12 protein-coding genes are annotated in these 12831 nt (G+C 55.8%); all 12 read left to right on the top strand.

Going from position 1 to position 12831, the window contains the following annotated elements:
• Positions 1–6 precede the first annotated feature (6 nt).
• The 12 genes from HBN54_RS20240 (at position 7) to HBN54_RS20185 (ending at position 12650) form a co-directional block, all read left to right on the top strand.
• Entirely contained in the window at positions 7–1086 is a 1080-nt protein-coding gene (locus tag HBN54_RS20240; RefSeq protein ID WP_168675051.1) for a DegT/DnrJ/EryC1/StrS family aminotransferase, read from the top strand.
• A gap of 27 nt (positions 1087–1113) precedes the next feature.
• Positions 1114–1749, top strand: a complete 636-nt coding sequence (locus HBN54_RS20235) for a NeuD/PglB/VioB family sugar acetyltransferase (protein ID WP_262888301.1) — start codon at positions 1114–1116, stop codon at positions 1747–1749.
• Positions 1750–1774: 25 nt separating this feature from the next.
• Positions 1775–2164, top strand: a complete 390-nt coding sequence (locus tag HBN54_RS20230; protein ID WP_168675049.1) for a glycosyltransferase family 2 protein — start codon at positions 1775–1777, stop codon at positions 2162–2164.
• 32 nt (positions 2165–2196) lie between these two features.
• Positions 2197–2850, top strand: coding sequence for an acetyltransferase (locus tag HBN54_RS20225; protein ID WP_168675048.1), 654 nt, complete (start codon positions 2197–2199; stop codon positions 2848–2850).
• Between the two features lie 465 nt (positions 2851–3315).
• Positions 3316–4401 carry a glycosyltransferase family 2 protein gene (locus HBN54_RS20220; protein WP_317170256.1) on the top strand — a complete coding sequence of 362 codons (1086 nt, stop codon included), beginning with the start codon at positions 3316–3318 and terminating at the stop codon, positions 4399–4401.
• A 29-nt stretch (positions 4402–4430) separates the two neighbouring features.
• Complete coding sequence (locus HBN54_RS20215; RefSeq protein ID WP_168675046.1) at positions 4431–5480, top strand: glycosyltransferase; 1050 nt, start codon at positions 4431–4433, stop codon at positions 5478–5480.
• Positions 5477–6526 (top strand): glycosyltransferase family 2 protein, encoded by a 1050-nt coding sequence (locus tag HBN54_RS20210; RefSeq protein WP_168675045.1) that lies wholly within the window; start codon positions 5477–5479, stop codon positions 6524–6526. Before HBN54_RS20215 ends, HBN54_RS20210 begins: the two co-directional genes overlap by 4 nt.
• Before the next feature lie 9 nt (positions 6527–6535).
• Entirely contained in the window at positions 6536–7810 is a 1275-nt protein-coding gene (locus HBN54_RS20205; protein WP_168675044.1) for a glycosyltransferase, read from the top strand.
• Positions 7811–7833: 23 nt separating this feature from the next.
• Positions 7834–9027 carry a glycosyltransferase family 4 protein gene (locus tag HBN54_RS20200; RefSeq protein WP_168675043.1) on the top strand — a complete coding sequence of 398 codons (1194 nt, stop codon included), beginning with the start codon at positions 7834–7836 and terminating at the stop codon, positions 9025–9027.
• Positions 9028–9183: 156 nt separating this feature from the next.
• Positions 9184–10074 (top strand): glycosyltransferase family 2 protein, encoded by an 891-nt coding sequence (locus HBN54_RS20195; protein WP_168675042.1) that lies wholly within the window; start codon positions 9184–9186, stop codon positions 10072–10074.
• Complete coding sequence (locus tag HBN54_RS20190) at positions 10075–11337, top strand: glycosyltransferase (RefSeq protein ID WP_168675041.1); 1263 nt, start codon at positions 10075–10077, stop codon at positions 11335–11337.
• Between the two features lie 140 nt (positions 11338–11477).
• Positions 11478–12650, top strand: coding sequence for a glycosyltransferase family 4 protein (locus tag HBN54_RS20185; RefSeq protein WP_168675040.1), 1173 nt, complete (start codon positions 11478–11480; stop codon positions 12648–12650).
• Positions 12651–12831: the final 181 nt, after the last annotated feature.

Raw genomic sequence — 12831 nt, 5'->3', positions numbered from 1 at the left:
TCGACTATGACAATCAACGTTACCAAGGCATATCTGCCGCCCATTGCTGAATACACAGCTTACTTAGAAGGAATCTGGGAGCGTTCCTGGCTCACCAATAACGGCCCATTGGTGCAGCGCCTTGAAGCCGACCTAAGTCGGTACCTCGACGATACACAGGTGCAGTTCACCAGCAATGGCACCATTGCCCTACAGGTGGCCATTAAGGCCTTGGACCTGAACGGGGAGATTATCACGACACCCTTTTCGTATGTTGCGACCACCACTGCCATTCTCTGGGAGAATTGCACACCGGTATTCGTCGATATTGAAGACCGGACTTTCTGCTTGGATGCCACCAAAATTGAGGCGGCCATTACGCCCCGCACCAGTGCCATCCTAGCTACGCATGTGTACGGCTACCCGTGCGATGTGCTTGCGATTGAAGACATTGCCCACCGTCATAACCTGAAGGTTATTTATGATGGGGCCCACGCATTTGGTGTGCGCGTGCACGGCCGTTCACTGTTGAGCTACGGTGATTTGTCAACCTGTAGCTTCCATGCTACTAAGTTGTTTCATACGGTCGAGGGCGGCGCGATTGTGATGAATGACAAGGAGTTGGCTCGAAAAATATGGCTTTATAAATCATTTGGGCACATTGGGGATGAGTACTTTACAATAGGAGTAAACGGGAAGAATTCGGAGTTTCATGCCGCCATGGGCCTCTGCAATCTTCCGCGGGTGCCAGGGTTCATTGAGCAGCGCCGGGCATTGGCAGCCATCTACCGTCAGGAATTAGCTGGTCTCCCGCTCCAGTTTCCGGAGCCAACGGAAGAAAGTCTGGAGTATAATTACGCCTACTTCCCGGTGCTGTTCGACTCGGAGAGCCGTCTGTTGCGAGTGAAGGAAGCCTTGGCTGCGCAAACCGTGAACACGCGGCGTTATTTCTTTCCTTCCCTCAACCAACTGCCCTATCATCAGGGGGCCCCCTGCCCGGTATCGGAAGATGCTTCACGCCGCGCGCTGTGCCTGCCTTTTTACCAAGAGCTCACCGCCGACCAAGTACGCTGGGTTAGCCAGTTGGTGCGCAACTACCACTACTAACCAGTACCTTTTTCATAAGTCGAGCGTATGCTGATTATTGGTGCCAAAGGGCATGCTGTGGAAGTGTTGCAGTGCCTAACAGCTGCAGAGCGCGAGCAGGTGGTGTTCTTTGATGACCTTACCCCAAATCAGCCGAGCCATATTTTAGACCGTTATCCGCTACTACGCAGTGTTGCCGAGGCACAAGATTACCTGGCGCGCACCGACCATCGCTTCGTGCTGGGGCTGGGCGGGCCAGCCCTGCGGCAGCGACTCGCGGTGCAGTTCCAGGGCTGGGGAGGAGTGCTCACTACCACAATGGCCGCCACCGCTGTGGTAGGCCCACACGTAGCAGGAGTGGGTGTGGGAGCTAATATAATGCACTATGTGCTGGTGGCACCGAGTGCCCGACTTGGGGAGGGGGTGCTACTCAACGCCGGAGCTGCGGTGCATCACGACGTGGAAGTGGGAGCCTATTGCGAAGTATCGCCGGGGGCCCGTCTACTGGGCCGCTGCCGTCTGGGCAGCAGTTGCCAGGTAGGAGCAATGGCCGTGGTGCTGCCCGATGTAGTCATCGGCGTCAATGCGATAATTGGTGCCGGGGCGGTAGTGACGCGAAACGTGCCAGCCGGCACTACCGTTGTCGGCGTTCCTGCTCGCCCACTACAAACCAGCCGTAAATAATCAGCTTTTTCGTTTATACTATCCGATGTCTTCTCCTTCACCCACCGTCAGTGTTTGCTGCATCACGTACAACCACGAGGCATATCTGGCACAGGCAATCGAATCGGTGCTAGTGCAGCAAACCGATTTTGCCGTAGAAATGGTGATAGGGGAGGACTGCTCAACGGATAGTACTCGGCGCATTGCGCAGGAGTACGAGCATAAGTATCCAGAGCGGATACGGGTGCTTACCCCGGCGCATAACTTAGGTATTATGCCTAGCCTGATGGCAACCATGGCCAGTCGCACCGGTGCGCCTTATCCCATTTCTGAGAGTGCATCACGGCAGGCATTATGCCTGCCATTTTATCAAGAGTTGGAGTCCGAGCAGGTCAGGCGCATTGCCAGGCTGCTGCGCCAAGCGTTGGCAGCTTAATGTTTTCACTTTTTAATCAACTGCTACCTATTATGCTTATCATTGGGGCTAAAGGATTTGCCAAAGAAGTGCTGGAGGTATTCAGCCAACGTAAGGAACTGACGGGTCTGGCTTTCTATGACGATGTGTCAGCCGATGCGCCGCCGCTGCTTTATGACCGATTTCCGGTGCTGACGGCCGCCGCAGCCGCCGCCGAGCAGTTTGGGCAAAATCCGCATTTTGCGTTAGGTGTGGGCAGCCCGGCATTGCGGCGCATGCTTGTGGCTAAGATGCGAGCCTTGGGCGGTACGCTGACCTCGTCGGTGTCGCCCAACGCCCTCGTGGGCGGCTTCGGCAACGTGCTGGGCGAGGGTCTGAATTTGATGAGTGGAGCTGTGCTAACTAACGACATCCGCTTGGGCGAAGGGGTGCTGGTGAATCTGAATTGTACCATTGGGCATGACGCGGTGCTGGGCGACTTCTGCGAACTCTCGCCCGGTGTTCACGTGTCGGGCAACGTCGTACTCGGGGCCAACGTGGTGCTGGGTACCGGGGCTGTGGTACTGCCCGGCATCCGCATCGGCGACAACAGTGTGATTGGGGCCGGCAGTGTGGTCAATAAGGACGTGCCGGCAAACGCCGTGGCCGTAGGCATCCCGGCCAAAGTCATCAAAATGCTGGTCTCTCCATCTGCCAACCCGGCATGAGCGGCCTCCGGCAAATGAATGTGAGCATGTGCTGTATCACCTATAACCACGCGGCGTACTTGGCCCAAGTATTTGAATTAGTGCGGTCCCGAAATTTGGAAGGCTTAGGTGAAATGGTAATAGTCGAGAAATGCTCTTCCGATGGCACCAGTGCCTTGGTTCTGGCCTATCAGACGTGGCATTTGGCTGGGTGCGGGTGCTTACCCCGCTGCCATCCTGAGTACGATGGTCAATCTCACAGCTACACTTGCGACGACTACGGCTACTGGCCCGACTCCACCAAGCTCCAGCGGCAGGTGGACGTGCTATAAGCCAACCCCGCTTGTGCATTCTGCTTTCATGATGTCAAAAGCCTCTGCTAGGCCTCATCTGTGAGGTCGCCGGTTGTCATTAGTGCTTGATTACGTTGGCCGGAGACAATACCGTGGGCGCGTATGCCTTTTTGCCCGTGACACAGGGCCTTTTATGCTGGTAGTAGAAGTGCTGGGCCGAAATCTACGCGACTGTAGCCGGAACTTGCTCATATTGAAGCAGCGTTTTTTTTACTTCCGACCTCATCTAAACATGACTACTTCGCCTCATAGCACTTCTACACCGGCTACACAAGCTGCCCCTAAGGTGAGTGTGTGCATGATTACTTACCGCCATGAGCAGTATATTGGGCAGGCTATTGAGAGTGTAATGGCCCAGGAAACAGATTTTGCGGTAGAACTAGTGATTGGCGAGGACTGCTCCCCTGATAATACACGGGCAGTCATTCAGCAGTATCAAAAACGTTTCCCCGGCCGGATTCGTATCATCACGGCCGAACAAAACGTGGGGATGATGCCGAATTTTATACGAACTTACCTAGCTTGCACGGGCCAGTACGTGGCGATGCTTGAGGGCGATGACTACTGGACGGACCCACACAAGCTGCGCGACCAGGTAGCCATACTTGACCAAAACCCTGACGTAGTATTATGCTTCGCCGGCTGTGCAGAAGTAGATGAGCAGGGGCAGATATTGAAGGAAAATTTTGTGCCCTCTGCTTACCGGCGCGACTTGTCTCAACTGGAAATCGTGGGAAGCTATTGCCCACCCACTCTCAGTGTTTTGTTCCGGAATCATGTCTTGACCAACCTGCCACCTGCCTTTGCAGTGGTTGGTAACGGAGACTATTTTTTGTTCGGCATGCTTACTGACTTTGGTCACGCGGCATACCTGCCGCGTAGTGTCGCACACTATCGACGGCATGGCGGAGGCGTTTGGTCGGCTCAGAGCCTGGAAAACCAGTACCGAAGTAACCTCAATACCAAATTGGCCATGCTGCGGTACTTCGGAGGGCGTTACCAAGCAGCTATTATGCACAATGTAAACTGGTACTATGTACAATTGCTGACCTTGCTTTGGCATCAGGGGCGCCGGGCCGAGTTCTGGCCGCTTTACCGTGATTTTATCCGGATATCACTCCAAACACTTAACAAAGAGCTTCCTGCTTTCACGCTACGGCTGTTAACCGGGCGGTTATCTACCTCGGCGCTTGCCATAGCGCCTACTAGAAGCTACTAATACCCATTTATCTATCTGAATTACTAGCTATGAATGGCATCACACTGCTTATCTGCACTTACAACGGCGCTTTGCGCTTGTCCGAAACACTTCGCCATTTGGCAACTCAGCAGGTGCCTGCCGGCCTTGGATGGGAGGTACTGCTGGTGAGCAACGCCAGCACCGACGACACCCTAGCAGCCGCTGAGCAAATCTGGGCGGAGCTGGGACAGCCCGTGCCCCTGCGGACGCTGGAAGAACCCAAGCCGGGCAAAGAAAATGCGTTGATTAGGGGTTTCGACGAGGCGAAATACGAAAACATATGTATCGTTGACGACGACAACTGGCTGTATCCGGATTACGTTGGCCTGGTCGCCGAAATCATGAGCGAACACCCGCAAATCGGGATTTTGGGGGCTCTCGCGGAGGGGGCTTTTGAAGTACCGCCACCGGCTTGGTTTGAGCGGTTTCAGGCAGTATACGCGGTGGGTGCCCAGGCAGCCCAGGCGGGGCCGCTCACCGGTCAGGGTGGGTATCTGTACGGGGCTGGCTCGGTAGTACGCCGCTCCGGATGGCGGCACCTGCGTGCCAACGGTTTCAAATTCAGTACCTCCACCAAGCGGGGAAAGATTATCGTGAGCGGGGAGGATGTGGAATTGGGCGATGCCCTGCGTATAGCTGGCTATCAGCTTTGGTACGACCCCCGTTTGCGGTTGCGTCACTTCATGTACAAAGAGCGGCTGACTTGGGAATACCTGCGTCGCATAGGCCGGGGAACGGCCTCTTCGGGCCTTACAAGCTTGGTGTATTACTTTCTTCACCGAGAGCCGCAGCTCGACTTGCCCACGTTTCGAACCCGCTACCTGCGGTGGCTGGCTTGGATGGGCAAAGAGGTGCTGTCGCGGCCCGGTGAACTACTTACTTACCGACTGCATGGGCACGACGAAAACTATCCGGACACTTTTGAGACGCTACGCCGCGGGTACCGCTTGCGCATGGGACTGACCCGGCGTGCGGACGCGGAGCGTATCTTTTTGCAAGTAAAAGAGCTGCAGCAGCGCCTTCAGGTAAACCCTGCCCCAATTACTTCTATTATATGACCGTGCGCGAGACAAACGAAGCCCCGCCGCCCTTGATATCGGTAATTATACCCGTTTATAACGCCGGACCCTACCTCGGCGAAGCCATCGAGAGCATACTGAACCAGACGTTCAACAATTTTGAGTTGTTCGTCATCGACGACTGCTCCAGCGACGACAGCGTGGCCGTGGCCCGGCGCTACGAAACCCAGGACCACCGGGTGAAGTTGCTGGTAAACGACCGCAACCGCGGTCGCGCCTTCGCCGACAACCGCGGCCATTCCCTCGCCCGTGGCCAGTACATTGCCAAGATGGATGCCGATGATGTCTCGTTGCCGCATCGGCTACAGACTCAGTTCGATTTTCTGGAAACCCACCCTGATGTAGGAATTACCAGCGGCTTCGTGGAAACCTTCGGGGACAACCGCACCGTGTACGAGTATCCCGTGGGTGCTGACGAAGCCAAAGGGTTTCTGCTGTTTAACATGCCGGTCAGTAACCCTACGGTTTTCTTTCGGCGTGCTTTGATTGAGGAGCACCAACTCCACTACGACGAACAGATACTTGATACCTTCGGTGAAGACTACGAATGGGTGGCGCGGGCCTCGGCGGTTACCACCATTGCAAACCAGCCCACGGTTCTGCTCCGCTATCGTACCTTTCCCTCAGCACACAAAGCCGACGTGCATGCCCGCCGAACTGACAAGGCCAATGTAATCCGAGGGCGGGTGCTGGAAAGAGCGGGTTTTAAAGCCTCGGAACGGGAGTTGCTGGTGCACAACACCATTGCGCATTATCCTTTTACCCTGGGCGACATAACCTTGGTCGAGGCGCACGCCTGGCTTCTGAACCTAGCTGCTCAAAACAAGCAAATTGCGTATGCCGAACCTGGAGCGCTACGCCGTGTGCTTGCCGAGCGCTGGTTTTGGACCTGCTACCACAACCCCGACCGCACCGTAGACAATTATCGGCAATTCGGTGCGCAAGGGCTGAGCCGGTTTTATCGACCAGCCGTTAAACTGCAACTGAAATTTTGGCTAAAAAATAAAGTGCTCCGGCACATCTAATCTACGCTTTTGAGGACGCAACACCCAAAAAACATTTTAATGCTCATTCCTCAGCTCACCTTTGGTGGCGCTGAGCGTGTATTTCACGACCATGGCCGCGAGTTTGCGCGCGCTGGGCACACCGTTACCGAATGCGTATTCGATAGCCAGGGTCGGATTGATTTTCCCACCCACAACCAGCTTATTGGCCTCGACGTGCCGGCCGCAGGTGCTTCGCCCCTCAGTAAGGCCCGGATATGGCAGCAGCGCGTGCAGCGGCTGCGGCAGCTAAAACGTGAATTGCAGATTGACGTCTGCATCAGTCATTTGGAGGGCGCAGATTATCTTAATTTATTAAGCAAAGGGAAAGAGCAGGTAATTTTGTGCGTGCACAACTCCAAGCGCCACGACCCGGGCTATGCAGGGGCAAGTGGTTGGTTGCGGCGCCGGATGCTCATGCCCGTGCTCTACCGCCGGGCAGACGGCGTGGTGGCTGTGAGCCGTGACCTGCGACAGGAGCTTATCGACTACCTGGGTCTTCCCACTGGGCTGGTACGCACCATTAACAATTTTGTCGAGTTGGAAGCGGTACGGACCCAGGCTGCCGTGAGCCTGCCTCCGGCTGAGGCCGCGCTTTTTGCCCATGGGCCGGTGCTGGTAGTGGCGGGCCGTCTCTCTCTCGAGAAAAATCAGCCTGCGCTGCTGCCCGTTTTAATGGGCCTGCTACAAACCCGTCCCGCAGCAGGACGGCTGTTGCTGCTCGGCGATGGGCCCTTGCGGCCGGCCCTGGTGGCAGCGTCCATCCAGCAAGGCTTACGGGTATGGGACGGCCCCGCCCAGGAGGGTGCTCCTCCTCCCAATCCGGCGCTCTACGACGTTATTTTGCTCGGCTTCCGGCCTAATCCGTTTCCCTATATCGCGCAAGCAGCGGTGAATGTGTTGCCCTCGCTGACTGAGGGCTTCCCGATGGCTATTTGCGAAGCCTTGGCCTGTGGGGTGCCTGTGGCTAGTGCCGACTGCCCCACGGGCCCGCGCGAGATTCTGGCGCCCGCCACGCCCGCTACGCAACGCGCTAGTGGACCCGAATGGGCCGAGTTTGGGCTTTTGTTGCCCTTGCTGAAGTCCGGTGCCAGCCAAGATGCCGGAGTAGCAGCTTGGGTTGCTGCCCTTAGCGAATTGCTTTATAACCCGGCCCGTCGTGCCCATTATGTTGCTCAATCCCTCCTGCGGTCCGAAGCCTTTGGGCCCGAGCCCGTACTGGCACAATGGGAGGTGCTCATTCAACTTCCTACCACTCGCTCGTGAAAGTTCGTTCAGTTATTGTGTTTGTGTACAACAGCAGCCAAGACCCGCTTTTCAAAGGTAATCTCTTGTTGTTTCTGCAGAATGCCGGCCGGCAGCAGCCTGACATACGCCTGCACCTCATCACTTTCGAGCAGGTGCAATACCAGCTCAGCGCGAGTGCGCAGGCCCAACAAAGCGCTGAGTGGGCTGCCGACAATATCATCTGGCACCCGTTGCGCTGGCATTCCGGCTCGTTCAAGTTGCTCAAAAAGATATATGATTTGGTTATAGGACTACTCCTGTGCCTAAACTTGCGCATGAATGGGGCGCGCAGTATCATGGGCTTGGGTACGGTAGCTGGCTCATTCGCACTAATAATTGCGAAGCTTCTGGGCCTACGTTATTACGGCTATCAATTCGAGCCGCACAGCGAATTCATGCTCGACTGCAACGTGTGGCCGGCCAGTAGCATGGCTTACCGCGGCTTGCACTATCTGGAGGGCCTCACCAGCCGACATGCTGATATTCTGAGCACGGGAACTCACCACATGATAGCCCGACTGGCAGTTGAGGGCAGTCCGGCCCGCACCTATTTACTCCCTAGCTGCGTCGATGACCAGCGGTTTCAGTTTTCGGCAGTTGGCCGTAGTCAGGTCCGCGCCCGCTATGGCCTGAGCGAAGGCCAGCCGGTAGTGTTGTATCTGGGCAAGTTTGGCGGAATTTACTATGATGACGAAATTGGAGAATTTTTTGGCGCTTTACGCCGGCATCTGCCCGCGCTACACATGCTTGTGGTAACCCCCGACCCTCCCGCTCATGTAGAGGCGGGCTTACAGCGGGCGGGGCTGGTGCCTAGTAGCTACACCATTACGCGTTGTGCCTATGAGGAAGTGCCCGATTACATTTCGGCGGCCGACTTTGGCTTAGTGGCTGTGCCACCGCTTCCGTCACAGCGCTTCCGCTCGCCCATTAAGGTGGGCGAGTACCTATGCTGCGGCCTCCCGTACTTGGTCTGTCGGGGCGTGTCCGAAGACGACATGGTTGCCCTGCGCGACAGAGTTGGAATAGTGGTAGAAGCCTTCGACCCAGCCGCCGCCCAAATGGCCGCGCCGCAGTTGGCCGCTTTTCTGTCCGAAGACAAATCAACTCTGCGGGCCCGCTGCCGCACCGTCGGCATCGCATACAGAGGTCTTGACCAGTTTTTGCCCGTAGCTGACGAAATATTCAGGCAACTGTAGCTAAGCTGCAACCGCCGCTAGAACGGCCGGGCAGAACCATCGCTGCTGGGAATATCTACTCACTCCTCTACCTAAGTAAATGCATGACAATTGCTGGCTACTCATCAACTTGGCATAGTTGGAGTGAAATTCTTTACGAGTTAAATTATTCCCACGATGTCCCCTTATTTTTCCATCGTTGTTCCGTGCTACAACCGGCACGAGATACTGCCGGCCACAGTAGCGGCAATTTTGCAGCAGCAGGATGGAGATTTTGAGTTGCTGTTGGTTGATGATGGCAGCCAAGACCAAACCTTGGCAGTAGCGCAGGAACTGGCCCTGTGCGACGCTCGGATTCGGGTGTTTACGCAGCCCAATGCCGAACGGGGAGCTGCCCGCAACTACGGCCTGCACCAGGCACGGGGCCGTTACGTCAACTACTTCGATTGTGACGATAAAATGTACCCACACCACTTACGAGTGATACGTGAGTTTTTAGCCCGTAACGGCGAAGTTGAGCTTTTGCATACGGAATACGATGTAATAACTGCCGATGGAAAAGTAGTTGGCCGGCCGGCATACCCGCTCCGAGTTTCAACTAGCGAGGCCTTGCTCCACGACAACTTTCTGGCCTGCAATACGGTGTTCGTGCGCCATGACATTGCCTTGGCCAACCCATTTGTGGAGGACCGTTGCTTGGCCTCGGCCGAAGACTGGGAGCTATGGCTTCGATTGGCGAGCCAATACTCTTTCCATTACATTGCCGCGCGCACCTTTGGCCTGTGCGAGCATGCCGGCCGTAGCCTCAATACCATCGGGGCCGAGGCTGTACGACTGCGCGATGAACGATTTATCGAACTTGTGGAGTCTAATGCCGCATTCGTGCAACGCTACGGGTGCAGAGTTGCCTATTTCGTGGCCAACCGCTATACCTTTATTACCCTCACGTTCGCTCTCACCAAAAGGCGTCGTCTCGATACCCTGCGATATTTGCTAAAAGCCCTGCGCGCCGACCCCACCGTATTGTGGCGCCGTCGTTTCCTGGCATCCTTAAAGCATTTGATATAAATGAAAAGCGCGCTACAAACCCCGGCACCTGAGCGGCCCGCGTTACTGCTGCTTATTCCGAACCTGGGGTTGGGCGGGGCTCAGCGGGTTTTTGCCGACCATGCCCGCCTACTGGCGGGGCCTTATAAGGTCACGGAATGCGTATTCAATCTGGACTGCGCCCAAGGATACGAAACTGCCAACGAACTGCATGATTTGAGCGTGCCGGGCGGCGGCGGGCCGCTGGCAAAAATTGGCTACTTCTTTCGGCGGTGCCAGTTGCTGCGACAGTTGAAACGGGCCCGGCGGGTAGCCATCAGTATCAGCCACCTCGAAGGGGCTGATTATGTAAACTTACTGAGCGGAGTCGGTGAGCGGCGGGTGCTATGCGTGCACGGCTCTAAATTACACGACCGCAACATGCGGGGTGGGTTGGGCTGGGTGCGTCGTCACCTGCTTATTCCGCTGCTGTACCGGCAGGCGGCGCGCATTGTAACCGTTAGCGCCGGCATCCGGGCCGAGCTGGTAGAGCAACTGGGCCTGCCCGCCAGCAAAGTGCAGGTAATAAATAATTTTTTCGATGACGAAGCTATTCGGCAACAAGGCGCGTTATTACCGCCGTCGCCGTACGCTGAAGTTCTGGCTACCCATCCAGTATTGGTCGCGGCCGGCCGGTTGGCCCCCGAAAAAAACCTGCTGGCCTTGCTCAAGGTATTCGCGCAGGTGCGCCAGCGAATACCTTCTTGCAAGCTATTGCTGGTAGGGCAGGGCGAGCAATATACCGCGCTACTAGCCCGATGCCACGACCTCAACCTGACGGTGTATCAGTCCGGACAGCAGATTGGGCTGGCCCGTACGGCCGCCGTATTGTTTGCGGGCTATCAAAGTCAACCGCACACGTTCATCGCCCGCGCCACAATATTCGTGTTGCCTTCCCTCAACGAAGGCTTTCCGATGGCCTTGGGCGAGGCCATGGTGTGCAGCCGTCCCGTAGCCGCCGCCGACTGCCCCACCGGCCCCCGAGAAATGTTGGCACCGGGTACCAGCCCGCCAAAAAAGCCGCTCCGACAGGCCGAAATGGCTGCTCATGGCGTGCTCCTCCCCGTTATCAGCAACCTCGCCACAGTGGCCGCCGACGAGCAAGTTTGGGTTGATACCCTCGTGCAGCTGCTCGCCGATGCCGATAGGCGGCGTGCGTTGGGCGAGCAGGCGAGCCAGCGGATGCGAGCCTTTACAAAAGATACAATTGGCCGCGAATGGCTGGCGTTGCTTGAAAAATTATAATCCTTATTAAGTAATTATATAAGTATAAACGGGCGGTAGTTGCTTCACGCTAATTGTGAGTCAGGTGCTTGTTATATGATTAACGACTTAAAATTAAAGCGGTTATTTTTTGCTCATTGAATAAGGTATTGTATGATTTAATGAATAAAGTCTTGCTTTGTATGTTGCCGGATAAACAATTACGTGTGCTGATAGTAGACAATTCACGGGCCATTACAGGTGCGTTGAATGCCATGCGCCGTGCTACGCAGTCACTTCGTTCGGGTATTCATTTTGAGTGGGTACTGCCCGTTGGCAGTACTTGTGTGGCTGAACTCGAAGCCGATGGCTACGTGGTGCACGAGTTACCCTTTGTGGAGTTGAGCCGCCGCAAAAGCGACTTGCTGCTGTACCTGCCCATGCTGCTCCTCAATGGCTGGCGGCTGCACCGACTGGCCGCGCGACGCCAAGTGGACATTCTGCACCTCAACGATTTTTATAATCTCACGGCTTATGCAGCGCGTTGGCTAAGTGGATGCAAGCTGCTGGTGGTTGCGCATGTACGCTTTCTGCCCCAGGCCCAAGTGTCTTTTTTGGCGCGTGGATGGCGGTGGCTAGCCGAAAACGCGGCGCAACAGGTGCTGTGCGTGTCGGAAGCGGTAAGGAGCTATTTTGCCTCGGATTCCGTGTGGATACACACAGTGTATGACCCGCTGCCCGTACGGGGAGAAAAGCTGCTGCCTCATATAGTTTCCCACGATAATACCTCTCCCGTGCGGCTCCTGTATCTAAGTAACTACATACGTGGAAAAGGTCAAAACTTGGCGTTAGAAGCTTTCCAATCAGCGTATGCCCGTAACCCTAACCTGCGACTGCGTTTCATGGGCGGCAACATGGGCATGGGAAAGAACCAGGAATTCCAGCGCGAACTGGAGACGGCGGCCCAAGCCCTAAATTTGGTTGGAATAGTTCATTTTGAGGGCTTTGTAGTTGATACCGAAGCCGCAATCAAGGCGCACGACATCATTCTCAACTTCTCGGAAGCCGAGTCGTTCTCGCTTACCTGCCTCGATGCGCTGTATTACGGGGTACCGCTGATTGCCAGCGATTGTGGCGGACCAACCGAGCTATTTGAAGCCGGGAAATCGGGGTTGCTCGTACCCAACCGTAATGTGTCCGCAATGGCCGATGCCATAGTGGCCTTGGCGGCTGATGAGGGCCTGCGGCATCAGTTTTCGGGGGCGGGGCGGATATTTGTGCGGCAGAAATTTGCGCCGGCTCACACATACGAGTTGCTGGCGGGTTACTACCAGCAGGCTTTGGCTAACGCGTAACCGCTTACCCATGCGACTAACTACGCCCAATCGTATCGCTCCCGGTTGGCTATTAGAGCGCTTCTCAGGTTGGTTTGACCTAACCTAAGAAGCGCTCTAATTTCCTTAAACACGCGGTTTAGCAAAAGTCCTTAAAGTACTTTCCGAAGCTAATCCGCGTCGCATCCCCGCTGAGGTGACG

This window comes from Hymenobacter artigasi, assembly GCF_012275535.1.
Classification (GTDB): domain Bacteria; phylum Bacteroidota; class Bacteroidia; order Cytophagales; family Hymenobacteraceae; genus Hymenobacter; species Hymenobacter artigasi.
Note: the sequence above shows the minus strand (reverse complement) of the source record. Positions and strands in the feature narration are given on the sequence as shown.